This window comes from Streptomyces gilvus (assembly GCF_022513565.1).
GTDB lineage: Bacteria > Actinomycetota > Actinomycetes > Streptomycetales > Streptomycetaceae > Streptomyces > Streptomyces gilvus.
Genome location: NZ_JAKWBE010000043.1, coordinates 21,166 through 40,773, shown reverse-complemented (window position 1 = coordinate 40,773; position 19,608 = coordinate 21,166). Strand labels below are relative to the sequence as shown.

16 protein-coding genes are annotated in these 19,608 nt (G+C 72.1%); 8 read left to right on the top strand and 8 right to left on the bottom strand.

Annotation, left to right across the window (positions count from 1 at the left end; translation table 11 throughout):
- Positions 1-12 precede the first annotated feature (12 nt).
- Entirely contained in the window at positions 13-576 is a 564-nt protein-coding gene (locus MKW14_RS38065) for a CGNR zinc finger domain-containing protein (RefSeq protein WP_240870965.1), read from the top strand.
- Positions 577-666: 90 nt separating this feature from the next.
- On the opposite strand, the gene nirD is transcribed toward MKW14_RS38065, so the two are convergent.
- The 3 genes from nirD to MKW14_RS38050 are packed head-to-tail and all read right to left on the bottom strand — an operon-like array spanning position 667 to position 4,813.
- Complete coding sequence (gene nirD / locus MKW14_RS38060; protein WP_240870962.1) at positions 667-1,017, bottom strand: nitrite reductase small subunit NirD; 351 nt, start codon at positions 1,015-1,017, stop codon at positions 667-669.
- Positions 1,014-3,602 carry a nitrite reductase large subunit NirB gene (gene nirB, locus MKW14_RS38055; RefSeq protein ID WP_240870959.1) on the bottom strand — a complete coding sequence of 863 codons (2,589 nt, stop codon included), beginning with the start codon at positions 3,600-3,602 and terminating at the stop codon, positions 1,014-1,016. The genes nirD and nirB overlap by 4 nt, the downstream gene beginning before the upstream one ends.
- On the bottom strand, positions 3,602-4,813 hold the full coding sequence (locus MKW14_RS38050; protein ID WP_240870957.1) for an NAD(P)/FAD-dependent oxidoreductase: 1,212 nt from the start codon (positions 4,811-4,813) through the stop codon (positions 3,602-3,604). The genes nirB and MKW14_RS38050 overlap by 1 nt, the downstream gene beginning before the upstream one ends.
- 495 nt (positions 4,814-5,308) lie before the next feature.
- Here MKW14_RS38050 and cpt point away from each other — a divergent pair, with 495 nt between their 5' ends.
- Positions 5,309-5,872 (top strand): chloramphenicol phosphotransferase CPT, encoded by a 564-nt coding sequence (gene cpt, locus MKW14_RS38045; protein WP_240870954.1) that lies wholly within the window; start codon positions 5,309-5,311, stop codon positions 5,870-5,872.
- On the opposite strand, the gene MKW14_RS38040 is transcribed toward cpt, so the two are convergent.
- The 3 genes from MKW14_RS38040 to MKW14_RS38030 form a co-directional block, all read right to left on the bottom strand.
- Positions 5,856-6,473 carry a class F sortase gene (locus tag MKW14_RS38040; RefSeq protein WP_240870951.1) on the bottom strand — a complete coding sequence of 206 codons (618 nt, stop codon included), beginning with the start codon at positions 6,471-6,473 and terminating at the stop codon, positions 5,856-5,858. The two genes, cpt and MKW14_RS38040, sit on opposite strands and share 17 nt — an antisense overlap.
- A 105-nt stretch (positions 6,474-6,578) precedes the next feature.
- The gene (locus MKW14_RS38035) at positions 6,579-7,103 is read right to left on the bottom strand and encodes a hypothetical protein (protein ID WP_240870949.1); all 525 of its coding nucleotides are present in this window, start codon (positions 7,101-7,103) and stop codon (positions 6,579-6,581) included.
- Positions 7,104-7,354: 251 nt separating this feature from the next.
- Complete coding sequence (locus tag MKW14_RS38030; protein ID WP_240870946.1) at positions 7,355-9,007, bottom strand: M4 family metallopeptidase; 1,653 nt, start codon at positions 9,005-9,007, stop codon at positions 7,355-7,357.
- Between the two features lie 127 nt (positions 9,008-9,134).
- On the opposite strand from MKW14_RS38030, the gene MKW14_RS38025 reads away from it, so the two are divergent.
- A complete protein-coding gene (locus MKW14_RS38025) occupies positions 9,135-9,557 on the top strand; it encodes a gamma-glutamylcyclotransferase family protein (protein WP_240870942.1) in 423 nt (140 codons plus the stop codon).
- On the opposite strand, the gene MKW14_RS38020 is transcribed toward MKW14_RS38025, so the two are convergent.
- Together MKW14_RS38020 and MKW14_RS38015 are read right to left on the bottom strand one after the other, a co-directional pair.
- Entirely contained in the window at positions 9,547-11,679 is a 2,133-nt protein-coding gene (locus MKW14_RS38020; RefSeq protein WP_240870941.1) for a molybdopterin oxidoreductase family protein, read from the bottom strand. The two genes, MKW14_RS38025 and MKW14_RS38020, sit on opposite strands and share 11 nt — an antisense overlap.
- Positions 11,680-11,781: 102 nt before the next feature.
- Positions 11,782-12,468, bottom strand: a complete 687-nt coding sequence (locus tag MKW14_RS38015; RefSeq protein ID WP_240870940.1) for a SanA/YdcF family protein — start codon at positions 12,466-12,468, stop codon at positions 11,782-11,784.
- Positions 12,469-12,681: 213 nt separating this feature from the next.
- Between MKW14_RS38015 and MKW14_RS38010 the strand changes: the two genes are divergently transcribed.
- The 5 genes from MKW14_RS38010 to MKW14_RS37990 all read left to right on the top strand — a co-directional run bounded on the left by MKW14_RS38010 (position 12,682) and on the right by MKW14_RS37990 (position 19,606).
- Positions 12,682-13,497, top strand: coding sequence for a sirohydrochlorin chelatase (locus tag MKW14_RS38010; protein ID WP_240870938.1), 816 nt, complete (start codon positions 12,682-12,684; stop codon positions 13,495-13,497).
- 64 nt (positions 13,498-13,561) lie between these two features.
- A complete protein-coding gene (locus MKW14_RS38005; RefSeq protein ID WP_240870935.1) occupies positions 13,562-14,824 on the top strand; it encodes a deoxyguanosinetriphosphate triphosphohydrolase in 1,263 nt (420 codons plus the stop codon).
- A gap of 162 nt (positions 14,825-14,986) precedes the next feature.
- Positions 14,987-16,252 carry an NAD(P)/FAD-dependent oxidoreductase gene (locus MKW14_RS38000; protein WP_240870932.1) on the top strand — a complete coding sequence of 422 codons (1,266 nt, stop codon included), beginning with the start codon at positions 14,987-14,989 and terminating at the stop codon, positions 16,250-16,252.
- Positions 16,253-16,281: 29 nt separating this feature from the next.
- Positions 16,282-18,186, top strand: coding sequence for a DNA primase (gene dnaG, locus MKW14_RS37995; RefSeq protein ID WP_240870931.1), 1,905 nt, complete (start codon positions 16,282-16,284; stop codon positions 18,184-18,186).
- 103 nt (positions 18,187-18,289) lie between these two features.
- Positions 18,290-19,606: an RNA polymerase sigma factor gene (locus MKW14_RS37990; protein WP_240870929.1), complete on the top strand. Its 1,317-nt coding sequence runs from the start codon at positions 18,290-18,292 to the stop codon at positions 19,604-19,606.
- Positions 19,607-19,608: the final 2 nt, after the last annotated feature.

Below are 19,608 nucleotides of genomic sequence, written 5' to 3'. Positions count from 1 at the left end.
ACATTCGAATTCGTGACACCCCTTCCTTCCGACGATCTGTCCGCCCGGCACTCCGTACTGGCCGCGGCCCGACGCGCCGCGGCCCTGGTCAGCGTCCTCACCCGCGAGCGCCCGGACCCGGAGGAGGTCGTCGCCGTCCTGCGTGAGTACGGCGAGCAGGGCCCCCTCGATCTCACGCCGGACGACCTCGACGAGATGTGCGCGGCCGCCGTCCTGCTGCGCGAGGTCTTCACCGCCGACGACCTCGACACCGCCGCCGTGCTCCTCAACCGCCTCCTCCGGGAGCACACCGGCCCCCTCCGGCTGACCTCCCACGGCGGCAGCCCCTGGCACCCCCACCTCGACCGCGATGACGACGGACCCTGGGGCGAGTGGCTGCTGGCCTCCTCCTGCCTGGCGCTGACCGTGCTCGTGTGGGACACCCAGCGTCCGCCCGGCCGTCTGTGCGCCGCGCACAACTGCCGCCAGGTCTTCGTCACCCAGGGCGCCGGCCCCGAACGCCGCTACTGCTCCCGCCGCTGCGCGACCCGGGAACGGGTCGCGGCCCACCGCCGCCGCACCGCCGGTTCGCAGTGACCCCGCCGCTGTCCACCACCGGGCCGGCGCCGACGACGAACAGCGCCCCGACCCCACGGAGGGATCGAGGCGCTGCGGTGGGAAACGCTGTCAGTCGGCGCGCACCTGGTACGTGGCCACCCGCACCGTCTCGTCGTCCAGGCACTGGCCCGACTCCAGGTCGAACCGCTGCTTGAGCAGGGGGGAGGCGACGAAGGGGCGGCCCTGGTGGGTGCCGATCAGGCCGCGGGAGAGGACGGCCGCGCCGCCGAAGGGGTCGCGGTTGTCGATGGCGTACAGGTTGCCGTTGCGGTCCCGGAACAGGGCGGCCTGGCGGCCGTCCGGCAGGAGCGCGGCGACGCCGCGTCCGGGGATCAGCCGGGTCAGGTCGCAGACCGTGAACCAGTCGTCCTCGAGCTGGAGTTGGACCTTGAGGTCGGTCGTCTCGGGTGCCAGGGTCATCGCTGGGCGCTTCCTTCCAGGGGACGGTGGCCGATGGTGAGCAGCGGCAGGTCGGGCTTGATCTGGTCGCGCTCCGGGACGAAGCCGACGACCGGGTCGGGGGTGTCGGGGGCGTTGACGAAGGACACGAACCGGGCGAGCTTCTCGGGGTCGTTGATGGTCTCGGCCCACTCGTCGCGGTAGTGGGCGACATGCGCGGCCATCAGGGACTCCAGCTCCTCGCAGATGCCGAGGGAGTCCTCCACCACCACCTCGCGGACGTGGTCGAGGCCGCCGGGGATCCGCTCCAGCCAGGTCGAGGTGCGCTCCAGGCGGTCGGCGGTGCGGATGTAGAACATCAGGAACCGGTCGATGAGACGGATCAGTTCGGCGTCGGAGAGGTCCTGGGCGAGCAGGTCCGCGTGGCGCGGGGTGGCGCCGCCGTTGCCGGCGACGTACAGGTTCCAGCCGTTGGCGGTGGCGATGATGCCGAAGTCCTTCGACTGGGCCTCGGCGCACTCGCGGGCGCACCCGGAGACCGCCGACTTCAGCTTGTGCGGGGAGCGCAGGCCCCGGTAGCGCAGCTCCAGTTCGATCGCCATGCGGACCGAGTCCTGGACGCCGTAGCGGCACCAGGTCTGGCCGACGCAGGACTTCACCGTGCGCAGCGACTTGCCGTAGGCGTGCCCGGACTCGAAGCCGGCGTCCACCAACCGGGCCCAGATCAGGGGGAGTTGTTCGACGCGGGCGCCGAACATGTCGATCCGCTGGCCGCCGGTGATCTTCGTGTACAGGCCGAAGTCGCGGGCGATCTCGCCGATCACGATGAGGCCCTCGGGGGTGATCTCACCGCCGGGGATGCGCGGCACGACCGAGTACGAGCCGTTCTTCTGCAGGTTGGCCAGGAAGTGGTCGTTGGAGTCCTGCAGGGCCGCCTGCTCGCCGTCCAGGACATAGCCGCTCGCGCCGATCGTCGGGGCGAGGGAGGCGATGATCGAGCCGACGGCCGGCTTGCAGATCTCGCAGCCGTCGCCGCCCCGGGCGCCGTCGCGGCCGTAGCGGTCCAGCAGGTCCTGGTAGCTGTTGATGCGCAGGGCGAGGACGATCTCGTACAGCTCCTCGCGGGTCTGCCCGAAGCAGCCGCACAGGCCCTTGTCGACCTCGACGCCGGACGCCTCCAGCTCGGCGTCGACCAGCTGGCCGAGCACCTTGACGCAACTGCCGCAGGTCGTACCGGCCTTGGTGCACTTCTTCACCTCGGGCACCGTGGTGCACCGGTGCTCGGTGACCGCGCCGCGGATCGTGCCCTTGGTGACGTTGTTGCAGGAGCAGATGATCGCGTCGTCCGGCAGCGCCGTCGGGCCGAGCTGGACCGACTCGCCGGCGCCGGCGGGCAGCACCAGCGACTCCGGCTTGACCGGCGGCACGGAACCGGTGAACGCCTTCAGCGTGCCGTACGCCTCCGCGTCACCGACCAGGATGCCGCCGAGCAGGGTGCCGTCGCGGCCGATGACCAGCTTCTTGTACAGGCCGGCGCGGGAGTCGGAGTACACGACGTCCAGGCAGTCGTCCGTCGTGCCGTGCGCGTCGCCGAAGGAGGCGACGTCCACGCCGAGGAGCTTCAGCTTCGTCGAGAGGTCGGCGCCGGTGAAGGACGCCTCGTCCTCGGCGATGGTCGCGGCCGCCGTCTCCGCCTGCTCGTAACCGGGGGCGACCAGGCCGTACACCCGGCCGTCGGAGGCCAGCGCGCACTCGCCGATCGCGAAGACGTGCGGGTCGGAGACGGTACGGCACTGCTCGTCGACCGTGATGCCGCCGCGCTCGCCGACGGTGAGACCGCAGTCCCGGGCCAGCTGGTCGCGGGGGCGGACACCGGCGCTGAACACCACCATGTCCGTGGCGAGTTCGGAGCCGTCGGACAGCTTCATACCGGTGACCGCGCCGTCCTCGCCGACCACGATCTCCTGCGTGCCGACGCCCGTGTGGACGCTCAGCCCCATCTCCTCGATGGTCCGCAGCAGGGCCGCGCCGCCGCCCTCGTCCACCTGTACGGGCATCAGCCGCGGCGCGAACTCCACGATGTGGGAGGTGAGTCCGAGGCCCTTGAGCGCGCCCGCCGCCTCGAGCCCGAGCAGACCGCCGCCGACCACCGCGCCGACCGAAGCACGCGACTTCGCGTACTCCTCGATCGCGAGCAGGTCCTCGATCGTCCGGTAGACGAAGCAGCCCTCGGCGTCCTTGTTCGGGACCGGCGGCACGAACGGGTAGGAGCCGGTGGCGAGGACGAGGGTGTCGTACTCGAAGACCTGCCCGGAGCGGGCGGTGACCTTCCGGGCCTCGCGGTCGATGGTCTGCGCGGGGTCGCCGACGTACAGCTCGATGCCGTGGTCGTTGATGAACTCCATGTCGGTCATGGACAGTTCTTCAGGCGTCTTGCCCGAGAAGTACGAGGTGAGAGCGACGCGGTCGTACGCGGGACGCGGCTCCTCGCACAGCACGACCACGCGGTGCGTGGCGGTCAGGCCGCGCCCGGCGAGCGCTTCGAGGAAGCGCTGGCCGACCATGCCATGGCCGACGAGCACGATCGTGGGGGTGCCGGTGGTCATCAGGAGCCTCCATCGTTGGTGAGCAGGTGGAGCAGGGGGCCGTTGTCGGGGAGCGGCTCTGCTCCCTCCCAGGCGCGGGCGAGCGCGCCGACGGTGCCGAGTTCGCCGACGAGGACCCCGCCGACCAGGCGGTCGTCGCGGACGACGACCTTGCGGTAGGTGCCGCGGGTGGCGTCCGCGAGCTGGACGACGTCGTCCCCGGGACGCGGCTCCGTCTCGCCGAACGCGGCGAGGTCGAAGAAGCCCTCACCGGCCAGGGTCAGCCGGGTGAGCGAACGGGTGCCGGTGTAGCGGGCGTTCGCGTCGCCCGCCAGCGACTCGGCCAGGACTTCGGCCTGTTCGAGCGCCGGGGCGGCCAGGCCGTACACCGTGCCCGCGTGCTGGACGCAGTCGCCGATCGCCCGGATGTGCGGGTCGGAGGTGCGCAGTTCGTCGTCGACGAGGACGCCCTTGTGCACGGCGAGGCCCGCGTCCTGGGCCATACCGACGCGCGGGTGCACCCCGCACGCGACGACCACGAGGTCGGCGTCGAGGGCGTACCCGTCGGCCATCTCGACCGAGCGGACCACCCCGCCGACGCAGCGCACGTCCCGCACCCGGCACTCGGTGTGGATCTCGACCCCGAGGTCCTTCAGGTGCCGCCGGACCAGCTCGGAGGCCGTCGGGTCGAGCTGATGCTCCATCAGGCGCTCGGCCTGCTGGGCCAGAACGACCTGTGCGCCGCGCCGGGCGAGCGCCCGGGCCGCGGAGACCCCGAGCAGCCCGCCGCCGATGACGACCGCGCGCACGCCCGGCCGTACCGCCTCGGACAGGCCCAGGCAGTCGTCCATCGTGCGGAACGCGTGGACGCCGACGGGCAGTTCGTGGTTCTCGGTGAACAGACCGCGCAGCGGCGGCAGTACCGGGTTGGAGCCGGTGGCCAGGACCAGCGTGTCGTATGCGATCTTCGAGCCGTCCGCGAGGTGTACGGCTCGCACCTCGCGGTCGATGCCCGTGACCCGGCCGCGGACCAGCTCCGCGGGCGTGGGCAGCGCGATGACGTCGGGGCTGTACCGCCCGGCCAGCACCTCGGCGAGCAGCACCCGGTTGTACGGGCGGTGCTCCTCCTCGCCGACCAGGGTCACGGGCGTACCGAGCTCACCGAGCCGCCGGGCGAGACGGACGCCCGCGAGTCCGGCGCCGATCACCACCACACGCGTATTCGAGGTCATGTCCAGGAGCGTGCGATGCCGGTGTTACCCGACCGCATCACGTCTGTTTCCCGCGAGGAACGCTGCCCTCCTCGCAGGCGCGGCCGGGGTGTGAGGGTTCGGCGCACGCGCCGGGAGGGCGGTGTGAGGTCGCCGGGGGCGGGGCCGGCCCTGCCCCCGGGATCCGTGCGAGCACCATGGTCCGAGGCAGGGTGCACGGGAGGCTGGACCCGTCGGTTTCACCAGCTCAGACCGCTCACCGCTCCACACCCAGCGGGAAGCACCAGGGAAACAGTCCGGGACGTCCCGGTTCGCGACGGCGCCGCCGTACGCCTTCGGCACATCGCGCGGGAGCCCTTCACCGCCGGCACCTGGCGCCGTCTCGCCTACGCCGTGCTCGCCCTGCCGGCGGGTGTGGCGTGTGTCCCACTGGCGCTCCTCACCCGCTATGGCTGGTCGATCGTCCCGACAGGAAAACAGCAGGAGCTGACGCCGCCCCGAGGCTACGGTGTCCGGATGACGACTCGGGTGATCGTGCTCAATGGCGGCTCCAGCAGCGGCAAGTCCGGCATCGTGCGGTGTCTGCAGGCGGTCCTGCCCGAGCCGTGGCTGGCCTTCGCGATCGACACGTTCGTCGACTCGCTGCCGGCGTCCCTGCGGGCGTCGCTCGCCGGGATCGAGTTCGCCCCGGACGGCACGGTCAGTGTCGGACCGGAGTTCTCCAGACTCGAACGGGCCTGGATGGAGGGCGTCGCGGCCACGGCACGCGCGGGCGCCCACGTCGTCGTCGACGACGTCTTCCTCGGCGGCGCGGACTCCCAGAGCCGCTGGCGCACGGCGCTGACCGGCCTGGACGTGCTCTGGGTCGGCGTCCGCTGCGACCCGGCCGTCGCCGCCGGCCGGGAGATCGCCCGTGGCGACCGGCCCCCCGGGATGGCGGAGCAGCAGGCGGGCCTGGTCCACCGGGACGTCCACTACGACGTGGAGGTGGACACCACCCACACGGAGTCCCTGGTGTGCGCGCGGACCATCGCGCAGGCTGTCACCACGACCGCTACCGCTGTCACCGCCTCCCCGTGAGGTGCGCGAACACGACGACGTTCCCCTGGTAGCCGGTCGACCGCGAATACCCTCCGCCGCAGGTGATGATCCGCAACTCGGGCCGGCCGGCGGCGCCGTACACCTTCTCGTCGGGGAAGTCGGTCGCCTTGTAGACGGCGATGGCGTCGACGGTGAACACGGCGACACCGCCGTCGCGCCGGTCGACCTCCACCGAGGCGCCCTTCCTCAGGGCGCCGAGGTCGTAGAAGACGGCGGGTCCGTCCGCGTTGTCGACATGCCCGGCGACGATCGCCGTACCGGTCTCCCCGGGCGTGGGGCCGGCCTCGTACCAGCCGGCGAGGTTCTTCCGCGCGGCCGGCGGGACGGCCAGGCTGCCGGAGGAGGTGAGGCCGAGGCCCATGAGCGGCGCGTTCACGTGGATGGAGGGGATGCGGATGCGGTCGGGCGGGGAGGGCGGCAGCGCGGGCGCCGACCGTGTGCCGCCGCTGCCCGAGTGCGCCTCGGCCGCCGTGGGCTGTGGCGGGGCGTGTGTCCCGGCGCCACCGCTCAGCAACCACGCGCCGGAGCAGAGCGCGGCCACCGTCACGGCCGCTATCGCGGTGTTGCCCAACCTGCGCATTCGAGCCTCCTGGAGGGACCCGGTCCCCCTCCGGGCCGCGAGGGGCGTCGGACCCGGAGGGGGAGGGACATGCGGTACCGGCGGACGGACAGCGGAGGGTGTCCGTCAGATCCCGTCGCCTCTCGCCCGGCGATGCAGGAGCCAGGTACCGCCCGCGGCGGCGACGGCGAGGGCCGCCACACCGGCCGCGGTCTGCACGGGGTCGGGGCCCATCACGCCGCCGACCCCCGTCTTCACACTTCCGCGGGGCTGCACCTGGCCGTGCGGCGCGCTCAGCGTCACCACCAGGTCGCCCGAGACCTGCCGTCCGCCCTCGGCGCACTCCGCGACGATCTCGTACGTCCCCCGCTGCGCGCTCTCGGGCACCCGGAACTGCCCGATCGCCTCGCCCTCGTGGGCGCTCGGCGCCAGCGTGAAGGCACCGGCGCCCACCGCGCCGGCGTCCCCGGCGGCCGTGCCCCCGTCCCCGCAGGCCGAGGTGTTCACACTGACCTCCGCGCCCGGCACGACCGACGACGGGTAGACCTCCAGACTGCCGCCGCCGTCGTCGCCGTACGCGGGCGCCGCGACGAACCCCGCGGCGGCGACGGCGAGGGCGGTACCGGTCAGCAGACGGGCGGTACGTCGCATCGATGCTCCTCCGGGCGTCTTCGATGTCCCCTGCCCTTCCGAGGAAAGGCCCACCGAGCCGACCGCGCTTGCTGAGGAGCCGTCAGAACTGCGGCGAACGGGTGTCGCCCGCCTCCCGGCCCACCCCGATCGACCAGCGTTTCGGCAGGTCACAGGCCTAGGGCGGGCCGGGAGGTAAGAGAACCCGAAGGACGCAGCCGGAGCGGGTGAACGGGTGACGAGCACCCGAAACCGGGTCCCCGCCGGCGGTGTCAGTTCACGTTGACCGCGCTCCACGCCGCCGCCACCGCGTCGTACTCCGTGCTGCCCGCGCCGTAGAGGTCCTTCGCCGCGTTCAGGGTGGCGGTGCGGGCGCCCGCGTAGTTCGTCGACGACGTCATGTAGACCGTCAGGGCCCGGTACCAGATCGCGCCCAGCTTGGCGCGGCCGATGCCGGTGACCGTGGAGCCGTTGTACGTGGGGGAGTTGTAGCCGACACCGTTGATGGTCTTCGGGCCGCTGCCCTCGGCCAGCAGGTAGGCGAAGTGGTTCGCGACGCCCGAGGAGTAGTGGACGTCGAGGTTCCCGACCGAGGAACTCCAGTAGTCGGCGGAGGCGCCGTCGCGCGACGGCTTGTCCATGTAGCGCAGCGCCTCACGGCCGAAGCCGGACCGGACGACCTTCTCGCCGATCAGGTAATCCCCGGGATCGGAGGGGTTGTCGGCGTACCACTCGACCAGCGTGCCGAGGATGTCGGACGTCGCCTCGTTCAGCCCGCCGGACTCGCCGGAGTACGTCAGTGCCGCCGTCTTCGACGTGACGCCGTGGGTCATCTCGTGTCCGGCCACGTCCAGCGACACCAGCGGCCCGAAGGTCGTCCCGTCACCGTCGCCGTACGTCATGCAGAAGCAACTGTCGTCCCAGAACGCGTTGTTGTACGCGTTGCCGTAGTGCACCCGGTTGTACGACCCCTTCCCGTCGCCCGCGATGCCGTTGCGCCCGAAGGTGTTCTTGTAGAAGTCCCAGGTGACGTCCGTGCCGTACTGCGCGTCGACGGCGGCGGAGGCCCGGTCGGCCGTCGCCCCCGTGCCCCAGTGGTTGTCGGTGTCCGTGAACACGGTCGAAGGGGCCCGGCTGACGCAGATGCTGGTCAGGAAGCACAGGTCGGTCTTGTTCGCCGCGTCACCGGTGTACGTGTTCCCGCGCGTCGGATCCTTCAGCTGGTACGTCGACCCCGAGACCGTCGTCTCCAGCGGAACCGTGCCGCTGTAAAGGGACTTGCCGTCTCCGGTCGCCGTCTCGATGTCGTCCCAGGCGTCGATCTGCCGCCCGGAGACGGCGTCCGTGATCACCGTGCGGGCGACCGGGTTGCCGAGCGTGTCCTTGGCCGTGACGTTCGTCCGCCACGCCAGCTTCGGCGCCCCGTGCAGGGCGTCGACCACCAACTGGGGGCTCGCCGTCAGCTTCTTCAGCGTCTCGCCCAGGTTCACGGCGCGCAGCGCGTTCGCCGCGATGTCGGCGGCCTTCGGGGCCGATATGGAGGGGGTGATCGAGGTGAGGGATATCCGGCTCCGCGTCGCCCGGTTCGCGCCCCGGTACGCGCCGTCGGGAGCCAAGTGGACCACGAAGTCCCCGCCCAGCACCGGCAGTTGACGGTACGTCCGGTCGTAACGGACGTGCTGTGTACCGTCCTTGTCGACGATCACGTCCCGCACCGACGTGCCCTCGGCGGAGGTCAGACCGAGAGTCGCCGCGTGCGCCAGCAGGGCCGACGCCGCGTTCTCGATGGCGCCGGCCCTGCTCGGCCGGTCGGCCGCGACGGCGGCGGGGGAGAGTGCGGACGCCAGCAGGGTGGCGGTGGTGGCGGCCACGCCGGCGGCGGCGAGACGACGGGAACCTCGGACGGGCGGCCGTATCCGGCTCATCGGTCTCCTCGGGGAGGCGCATGCGAATGCGTGGGGGGAAGCGCGGTCGACCAAGATTTAAGGGGCCATGACAGCCAGAGGTAAAGAGTGCGAACGAGGAGGTGTGTGTGGAGAGAGAATCGTTTTTGTGAGCCTCCACCTCCCCTTCTTCGTCTACGGCACCCTCCGCCCCGGCGAGGTCAACCACGACCTCTTCCTGCGCGGCCGCACCCGGCACGCGGCCCCGGCGCGGCTGAACGGCTCGGTCCTGTACGACGGCCCCGGCTATCCCTACGCCGTGGAGGAACCCGGCGGCGGCACGGTGTACGGGGAGCTGGTCACCGCCCTGCCCGAGCGGTACGCGGAGCTGCTCGTCGCCCTCGACCGGCTGGAGGAGTACGCGCCGGACGATCCCGCCGGCCTCTACGTGCGGCGCGAGCGCGAGGTGACCCGCGAGAGCGACGGGAGGTCCGTGCGGGCCTGGGTGTACCTCGCCGCCCCCGCCGTGGCCGCCCGCCTCCGCGCCGGGGGCGAGCTCATCGAGAGCGGCGACTGGCGGGTCAGGACCTGACGGCCTCCAGCCGCACCGCGCACGTCTTGAACTCGGGCATCCGCGAAGTGGGGTCCAGCGCCGGGTTGGTGAGCGTGTTGGCGCGGCCCTCGCCCGGCCAGTGGAACGGCATGAACACGGTGTCGGGCCGGATGGCGGTGGTGATACGGGCCGGCGCCACCGCCCGCCCGCGCCGCGAGACCACGGCCACCGGATCGCCCTCCGCCGCCCCGAGCCGCGCCGCCAGCCGCGGGTGCAGCTCCACGAAGGGGCCCGGCGCGGCCGCGTTCAGCTCCTCGACGCGGCGGGTCTGGGCGCCGGACTGGTACTGGGCGACCACCCGCCCGGTCGTCAGCAGCACCGGGTACTCGGCGTCCGGCTCCTCCGCGGACGCCCGGTGCGAAACGGCCACGAACCTCGCCCGCCCGTCCGGAGTGGCGAAACGGTCCAGGAAGAGGCGGGGCGTACCCGGATGCACCGCGCCGTCCGCCGCCGGGCCGTCCTGCGGCTCCCCGTCCGCTGCCCGGGCGTCGTTCGAGTCCGCCGGGCAGGGCCAGAACACCCCGTTCTCCTCGGCGAGTCGGCGGTAGGTGATGCCGGAGTAGTCCGCGAGTCCGCCCGCGCTCGCCCGCCGCAACTCCTCGAAGACCTCTTCGGGATCGGTCGGGAAGCCCTTCTCCACACCGAGCCGGTCGGCGAGTTCGCGCAGCACCTCGAGGTCGCTGCGGACGCCGTCGGGAGGGGTGATCGCGCGTCGGCGCAGCAGCACCCGGCCCTCCAGGCTGGTGGTCGTGCCGGTCTCCTCGGCCCACTGCGTCACGGGGAGGACGACATCGGCCTGAGCCGCGGTCTCGGACAGTACTACGTCACATACCACCAGCAGGTCCAGCGACCTCAGCCGCTCCTCCACATGCCCCGCCCGAGGCGCCGACACCACCGGGTTCGACCCCATCAACAGCAACGCCCGGACATCCGTGCCCAGCGCGTCCAGCAACTCGTACGCACTGCGCCCCGGCCCCGGAAGCGAGTCCGGGTCCACGCCCCACACCTCGGCCACATGCCGCCGGGCCGCCGGGTCGTCCAGCTTGCGGTACCCGGGCAACTGGTCGGCCTTCTGGCCGTGTTCACGTCCGCCCTGCCCGTTGCCCTGCCCGGTCAGACAGCCGTACCCGCTGAGCGGTCGCCCCGCCCGCCCGGTCGCCAGGCACAGGTTGATCCACGCGCCCACCGTGTCCGTGCCCTTGGACTGCTGCTCGGGCCCGCGCGCGGTGAGCACCATCGCGGCCTCCGGCTCGCAGAACATCCGCACGGCTTCCCGGAGTTGGGGGACGGGCACGCCCGTGATCCGCTCCACGTACTCCGGCCAGTGCGCCATCGCCGCGGCCCGCGCGTCCTCCCAGCCGACGGTCCGCCGCTCGACGTACTCCTCGTCCACCCGGCCCTCGGCGACGACGAGGTGCAACAGCCCCAGCGCCAGGGCGAGATCGGTCCCGGGCCGCGGCGCCAGATGCAGGTCGGCCTGCTCGGCCGTCCTGGTCCGCCGCGGGTCGACGACGATCAACGTGCCGCCGTTCTCCTTCAGTTCGGTGAAGAACCGCAGCGACGGCGGCATGGTCTCGGCGAGGTTCGACCCGACCAGGATCACGCATCCGGTCTTCGGGATGTCCTCCAGCGGGAAGGGCAGCCCCCGGTCCAGGCCGAAGGCCTTGGTCCCGGCCGCCGCGGCCGATGACATGCAGAAGCGCCCGTTGTAGTCGATCTGCGAGGTGCCGAGCACGACCCGCGCGAACTTGCCGAGCGTGTACGCCTTCTCGTTGGTCAGCCCGCCCCCGCCGAACACCCCGACCGCGTCCGGCCCGTACTCCGTACGAGTGCGGCGCAGCCCCTCGGTGATCCGGTCCAGCGCCTCGTCCCAGGTGGCGGGCACCAGCGTGCCCCCGGAGCGCACCAACGGCGAAGTGAGGCGCACCCGGGACGAGAGCACGGCCGGCGCGGTACGGCCCTTGCCGCACAGCGCGCCCCGGTTCACCGGGAAGTCCGTGCGCTCGCCCACCTCGACCGTGCCGTCCGGCGTGGGCGTCAGGTTCATCCCGCACTGCAGGGCGCAGTACGGGCAGTGGGTGGGCGTCACGGAGTTCTGCATACCGGCCAGCGTGCTTCGGTCGTGTTACGTGCGGCGCGGCCCCTTGTTACACGGCCGGGACGGCGACCTCCCCGCGCCGGACCGGCCGGCGTGAGCCCCCGGTCACCGGGCGCTCGCCAGCGCCTTCGCGACCCCCGTCTCCTTGTGGCCGAGGAACTGGGGATCGGGATGGAACACGGCGTCCAGCGCCGCCTTGCCGGCCGCGAAGAGCTCCCGGGCGCCGCCGTAGTACCAGGTCACGTCGTGCTTGTCCTGGACCCCGATGCCGTACGACGCCACACCCGCCGCCCGGCACAGCGCGACCGCGCGCCGGATGTGGAAGCCCTGGCTGATCAGCACCGCCCGGTCGACGCCGAAGATCTTCTTCGCGCGGACGCAGGAGTCCCAGGTGTCGAAACCGGCGTAGTCGCTGACGATCCGCGAGGCCGGGACGCCGTGCTGGGTCAGATAGGTGCGCATGGCGTCCGGCTCGTCGTAGTCCTTGCGGCTGTTGTCGCCGGTGACGAGGACGACCTCGACGCGGCCCTCCCGGTACAGCCCGGCCGCCGCGTCGAGACGGTGGGCGAGATACGGGGAGGGCTCGCCGTCCCACAGGCCCGCGCCGAAGACGACGGCGACCTGGGTGCGCGGCACGCCCGCGACCGTGCGCAGCCGGTCGACCGTCGTGACGTACATCCAGGTGGCGGGCAGCAGGGCGAGCACGCACACCGCCACCACGGCCTGCACGAGCCGCCGCTGTCCCGCACGCGTACGCGGCAGACGCGGTCTGCGCAGCTTGGGTCGGCGCATCGGACGGTCCCCCTCTTCGGCCTGTTTTCGACACTCAGAGACGTCCTGTCAGGCCGTCCGGTTCGCCCACGATACGTGACCAGGCTCACTCCGCCCGATGAAACCGCAGGTCACCTCGCCTCACAAACCCCCGGCACCCCACGGTGAAGCTACGGAAAACGCCCGTCATTCCCGCGCAACGGGACGGCAACCTGCCACCGCGAGGATCGGTCCATGACGGACAGTACGGCGCACCTCATGAGCCAGATCGGCAGCCGGCTCGCCAGCCAGCTCAGCCTCATCTCTCTCGACGGCAGGCGGCGCCCCGGCCCGCCCGCGCTCGTCGTCGTCGCCCACGGCAGCCGCAACCCGCGCGCCCTGAGCACGGTCCGCGCGCTCCTGGACCGGGTCCGCGACCAACGCCCCGGCCTGTCCGTGCACCTGGGCCACATCGAACTGAACGCCCCGCTGCTCCCCGACACCCTGGCCGGCCTCGGCACGGCGGAGGCCGTCCTCGTGCCCCTGTTGCTCAGCCGCGGCTACCACATCAAGCGGGACATCCCCGAGATGGCGGCCGCCTCCGGGGTACGCGCACGCGTGGCCGACGCGCTCGGCCCCCACCCCCTCCTGGTGGACGCCCTGTACGCCCGCCTGGTCGAGGCGGGCTGGCGCACCCGCATGGACGAGCAGACGCGCCGCACCAGCGCGGTCGTCCTCGCCGCGGCGGGCTCCCGCGACCCCGAGTCCAAGGTCGACACCAACCGCACGGCCCAGCTGTTCGCCGAACGCCTGGGCGTACCCGTGGTCCCGGCCTACGCCACCACAGCGGCCCCGACGGTCCCGGACGCGATCCAGTCCCTGACGTCGAGGGGCCGGACCCGGGTCGCCGTGGCGTCGTACTTCACAGCCCCGGGCCGCTTCGCCACGGAGTGCGCGGAGGCGGCCCCCTGGATCGCCTCGGCTCCCCTGGGCACCCACCCGGCAATGGCGGAACTGATCCTCCACCGTTACGACCAAGCACTCGCGACGCCGGCGAGGACGGCTGCGTGAAGGAGCGCGGGGGCGTGTCGATCCGCGTACGCGCATTGTCAGTCCATGCCCGTACTGTCGAGACATGCCGTACGACCTGTCCTCAACCGAGCGTTGGGCCCCAGAACCCGACAAACGCCCCGGCCGCACCGCATTCCAACGCGACCGCGCCCGCGTACTCCATTCGGCCTCACTCCGAAGGCTCGCCGGTAAGACCCAGGTCGTCACCCCGGGCGAGCGCAGCGCCACCGTGTGGGACGCCAGCCCCCGCACCCGCCTCACCCACTCCCTGGAGTGCGCCCAGGTCGGACGCGAGCTGGGCGCGGCCCTCGGCTGCGACCCGGACCTCGTGGAGGCCGCCTGCCTCTCCCACGACCTCGGCCACCCTCCCTTCGGCCACAACGGCGAACACGCGCTGAACGAGTTCGCCGAGGACTGCGGCGGCTTCGAGGGCAACGCCCAGTCCCTCAGGCTCCTCACCCGCATCGAGCCCAAGCGGTTCACCCCGGAGGGCTCCGTCGGCCTCAACCTCACCCGCGCCACCCTGGACGCCGCCACCAAGTACCCCTGGCCCAGAGGCGCCCACCCCACCGACCCGGCCTCCCCCAAGTTCGGGGTGTACGAGGACGACAGACCCGTCTTCGACTGGATCCGCAAGGACGCGCCCGCCACCCGCACCACCTTCGAGGCCCAGGTCATGGACTGGTCGGACGACGTGGCGTACTCGGTGCACGACGTCGAGGACGGACTGCACGCCGGCCACATCGACCCGAACTGCCTGCACGCGGAACCGGACCGCCGGGCGGTCTTCGAGGTCGCCGTCGGACGGTACGTCCCCGCCGGCACCGACCCGGCGGAGCTGTCCGCCGCCCTGGACCGTCTCCAGGACCAGGACTGGTGGCCGCACGGCTACGACGGCTCGGCGGTCGCGCAGGCCCGCCTCAAGGACGCCACCAGCCAGCTCATCGGCCGCTTCTGTCTGGCCGCCGAGTCGGCCACGCGCGCCGCGTACGGCACGGGCCGCCTCACCCGGTACGGCGCCGAACTGGTCGTACCGCACGAGACGCGGCTGGAGTGCGCGGTGCTCAAGGCCGTCGCCGACCGGTACGTCATGCAGCGCGCCGAGCAGGAGCGGCTGCGGGCCGATCAGCGGATCGTGGTGGCCGAACTGGCACAGGCGCTCACCGCGCGTGCACCCGACGGCCTCGACCCGCAGTTCCGGGCGCTGTTCGAGCAGGCCGGGGACGACCGGGCGCGCAAGCGGGTGATCGTGGACCAGATCGCCTCGCTGACCGACGCGTCCGCCCGGTCGCTTCACTCCCGTCTGACGGGGAAGGCGAGGGACTGACGCGACACGAGTGACCCCGATTGCGCCCGAACGTGACCCTCCGTGGCCTGATCGGGCCACTCCCTCTTCCCCCATCACACTCCGTGCGGGACGCTCGCATGTGGCGGCACCCGCTGCGTTCTCCGAGGGGAAACCCCTCGGACACCCCGTAGGAGGCATCAAGTGGTCGACGCGGATCAGACATTCGTCATCGTCGGAGGCGGTCTCGCCGGTGCGAAGGCGGCCGAGACGCTCCGAGCGGAGGGCTTCAGCGGCCGCGTCATACTGATCTGCGACGAGCGCGACCACCCGTACGAGCGCCCTCCGCTGTCCAAGGGGTATCTGCTGGGCAAGGAGGAACGCGACAGCGTCTTCGTCCACGAACCGGCCTGGTACGCGCGGAACGACATCGAGCTGCACCTCGGCGAGACCGTGGACGCCATCGACCGCGCGGCGAAGACGGTCCGCTTCGGCGAGGACGGCACGCTCGTCCACTACGACAAGCTGCTCCTGGCGACGGGCGCGGAGCCGCGGCGCCTCGACATCCCGGGCACCGACCTCGCGGGCGTCCACCATCTGCGCCGCCTCGCCCACGCCGAGCGGCTCAAGGGCGTACTGGCGGCGCTCGGCCGGGACAACGGGCACATCGTGATCGCGGGCGCCGGCTGGATCGGTCTGGAGGTCGCGGCGGCGGCCCGGGAGTACGGCGCCGAGGTCACCGTCGTCGAACCCGCGCAGACCCCGCTGCACGGCGTCCTCGGGCCCGAGCTCGGCAACCTCTTCGCCGAGCTGCACCGCGAGCACGGGGTGCGCTTCCACTTCGGCGTGCAGCTGACGGAGATCGTCGGCCAGGACGGCATGGTGCTGGCGGCGCGCACCGACGACGGCGAGGAGCACCCGGCGCACGACGTCCTCGCGGCGATCGGCGCGGCCCCGCGCATCGGCCTCGCGGAGGCGGCGGGCCTGGAGATCGCCGACCGTGCGCACGGGGGAGGGGTGGTGGTCGACGACCGGCTGCGCACCTCCGACCCCGACATCTACGCGGCCGGCGACGTCGCCTCCTTCCACCACGCCCTGTTCACCACCCGGCTGCGCGTCGAGCACTGGGCCAATGCCCTCAACGGCGGTCCCGCGGCGGCCCGCGCGATGCTCGGCCAGGACCTGACCTACGACCGTGTGCCCTACTTCTTCTCCGACCAGTACGACCTGGGGATGGAGTACAGCGGATGGGCGCCGCCGGGGTCGTACGACGAGGTGGTGATCCGCGGGGACGCCGGGAAGCGTGAGTTCATCGCCTTCTGGGTCAAGGACGACCGGGTGCTGGCCGGGATGAACGTCAACGTGTGGGACGTCACAGAGCCCATCCAGAAGCTGATCAGGTCGAAGGCACAGGTGAACACGGAGTCCCTGGCGGACCCGCACGTTCCGCTCGAAAGCCTCGTCCCGTAGGTGTCACACCACCACCGTAGAATTCACGCGTGGCTGGACGGATCAACGACGAGGACGTGAAGGCGGTACGGGACGCGGTTCCCATCGACGCCGTCGTGTCCGAGTACCTCCAGCTGCGCAACGCGGGCGGGGGCAACCTCAAGGGACTCTGCCCGTTCCACGACGAGAAGTCGCCGTCCTTCCAGGTCAGCCCGAGCAAGGGACTCTTCCACTGCTTCGGCTGCCAGGAGGGCGGCGACACCATCACGTTCGTGATGAAGGTCGACCACCTCACCTTCTCCGAGGCGGTCGAGCGCCTGGCCGCCCAGGCCGGCATCACCCTGCGCTACGAGGAGGGCGGCTACAACCCCTCCCACCAGCGCGGCGAACGCATCCGCCTGGTCGAGGCGCACAAGATCGCCGCCGACTGGTACGTGGAGCAGCTCGCCACCAGCCCCGAGGCCGAGACCGGCCGGCTCTTCCTCGCCGAGCGCGGCTTCGACCAGAACGCCGCCGCGCACTTCTCCGTCGGCTACAGCCCCCAGGGCTGGGACCACCTCACCCGCTATCTGCGCGGCAAGGGCTTCACCGACAAGGAACTCCTCCTCTCGGGCCTCGCCCAGGAGGGCCGCCGCGGCCCCATCGACCGCTTCCGGGGCCGACTGATGTGGCCCATCCGCGACATCGGCGGGGACGTCGTCGGCTTCGGCGCCCGCAAGCTGTACGAGGCGGACAACGGCCCCAAGTACCTCAACACCCCCGACACCGCGATCTACAAGAAGTCCCAGGTCCTGTACGGCATCGACCTCGCCAAGAAGGACATCGCCAAGGCCTCCCGCGCGGTCGTCGTCGAGGGCTACACGGACGTCATGGCCTGCCACCTCGCCGGCGTCACCACCGCGATCGCCACCTGCGGCACCGCCTTCGGCGGCGAGCACATCAAGATCCTGCGCCGGCTGCTGATGGACAACGGCTCGGCCCGCGTGATCTTCACCTTCGACGGCGACTCGGCCGGCCAGAAGGCGGCCCTGCGCGCCTTCGAGGACGACCAGAAGTTCGCCGCCGAGACGTACATCGCGATCGCCCCCGACGGCATGGACCCCTGCGAGCTCCGGCTCGCCAAGGGCGACGAGGCGGTCGCCGACCTGGTCGAACCCCGCACCCCGCTGTTCGAGTTCGCCCTGCGCCAGATCGTCGTCCGCTACGACCTCGACACCCCCGCGGGCCGGGCCGCGGCCCTGGACGAGGCGGCGCCCATCGTCGCCCGCATCAAGAACACCGGCGCCCAGCACGAGGTCGCCGTCCAGCTCGCCGGAATGCTCGGCATCCTCGACACCCAGTTCGTGGTCAAGCGGGTCGCCCAGCTGGCCCGTTGGGCCCGCGACCGCGGCGGCAAGGGCGCCCCGGCGCCGGCGCCCCGCGGCCCGCAGTCGTACGAGGCCGCGCCCCGCCCGGCGACCTCCGGCCCCGCCCTCACCCTCCGCAACCCCGTCTACGCCACCGAGCGCGAGCTGCTCAAACTCGCCCTGCAGCGGCCCGAGTTGGTCTCCCCGGCCGTCGACGCGTACGGCGTCGACGAGTTCACCGCCGCCCCGTACGCCGCCGTACGTCAGGCGGTCATGGACGCGGGCGGCGCCGAGTACGGCGTGCAGGACGGCCAGGAGTACCTGGTCCGCGTCCGCGAGGCGGCCCCCGACGACACCGTCCGCGCGATGGTCACCGAACTCGCCGTCGAGCCGATCATGCGCCGCACTGTCGACGAGGTGTACGCGGGCACGGTGCTGGTCCAGGTCCGCCGGCGGGCGGTGGAGCGCCGGATCCGGGACGTCCAGTCCCAGATGACCCGCCTCTCCGCCGGCGGCGACCCGGCCCACCTGGCCGCCGTACAGAACGAGTTGTGGGTCCTCCAGCAGTACGACCAGGCCCTCAGGGAACACGGCGCCGCGGCTCTCTGACCGCACCCGTACGCCACGGTAACCGCCGGGTCACGGGCCGATTGCAAAAAGTCACCGCACGCCCCTCGTGGCGGCGATGTGTCGTACTCCACACTGGGGTGCGGTGCCTGAGTCCTCGGAGCGCGGCCGATCCGTCCCACACGGGTCCCACACCCCCGCGGTTCCGCTCATCGCGTACGGGACGGACAGCGGCGTGGCCGCCGACTCCGCTCCCGAAGTACCGCTGCCGTACCCCCTGGCAGCGATCATCCTGGAGGTCGCCCCCGTGCAGACCCAGACCCTCACACAGACCGACATCAGTACGGACGGCGCGGAGCCGGACGCGGAGACCGACGTCCTCGTCGCGGTCCCCCCGCAGACCTGTGTCGTGCACCACCCCGAGGCGGATCCCGTGGAACCCGAAGGGCCGCCAGAGCCGGCCGAACCGCCCGCCGAGGCACTGGAGGCCGCCGAGGCCCCCGAACCGGCGGAGACCACCGCCGCGGAACGCGCCCGCGCCGACACCGGCGGCCCGTCCTCGGACCTGTTCCGCCAGTACCTGCGCGAGATCGGCCGCATCCCGCTGCTCACCGCGGCCGAGGAGGTCGAGCTCGCCCGCCGGGTCGAGGCCGGCCTGTTCGCCGAGGAGAAACTGAGCAACACCCCCGATCTGGACAGCCAGTTGGGCCTCGACCTGGACCGTCTGGTGGTCATGGGCCGCATGGCCAAGCGCCGGCTCATCGAGGCGAACCTGCGGCTGGTCGTGTCCGTGGCGAAGCGGTACGTCGGCCGCGGGCTGACCATGCTCGACCTCGTCCAGGAGGGCAACCTCGGCCTGATCAGGGCGGTCGAGAAGTTCGACTACGCCCGCGGCTACAAGTTCTCGACGTACGCCACCTGGTGGATCCGCCAGGCCATGTCACGGGCCCTCGCCGACCAGGCCCGCACCATCCGGGTCCCGGTGCACGTCGTCGAGCTGATCAACCGGGTCGTCCGGGTCCAGCGCCGCATGCTGCAGGAGCGGGGCTACGAGCCGACCCCCGAGGAGGTCGCCGCCCACCTCGAGCTCGCGCCCGAGCGCGTCAGCGAGGTCCTGCGCCTGGCCCAGGAACCGGTGTCGCTGCACGCCCCGGTGGGCGAGGAGGACGACGTGGCCCTCGGCGACCTCATCGAGGACGGGGACGCGGCGTCACCCGTGGAGTCGGCGGCGTTCCTGCTGCTGCGGGAGCATCTGGAGGCGGTGCTGTCGACGCTGGGGGAGCGGGAGCGGAAGGTCGTCCAGCTGCGGTACGGGCTGGCCGACGGGCGGCCCCGGACGCTGGAGGAGATAGGCCGCATCTTCGGGGTGACCCGGGAGCGGATACGGCAGATCGAGTCGAAGACGCTCAACAAGCTCCGGGATCACGCTTTTGCGGATCAGCTACGGGGTTATCTGGACTGAGC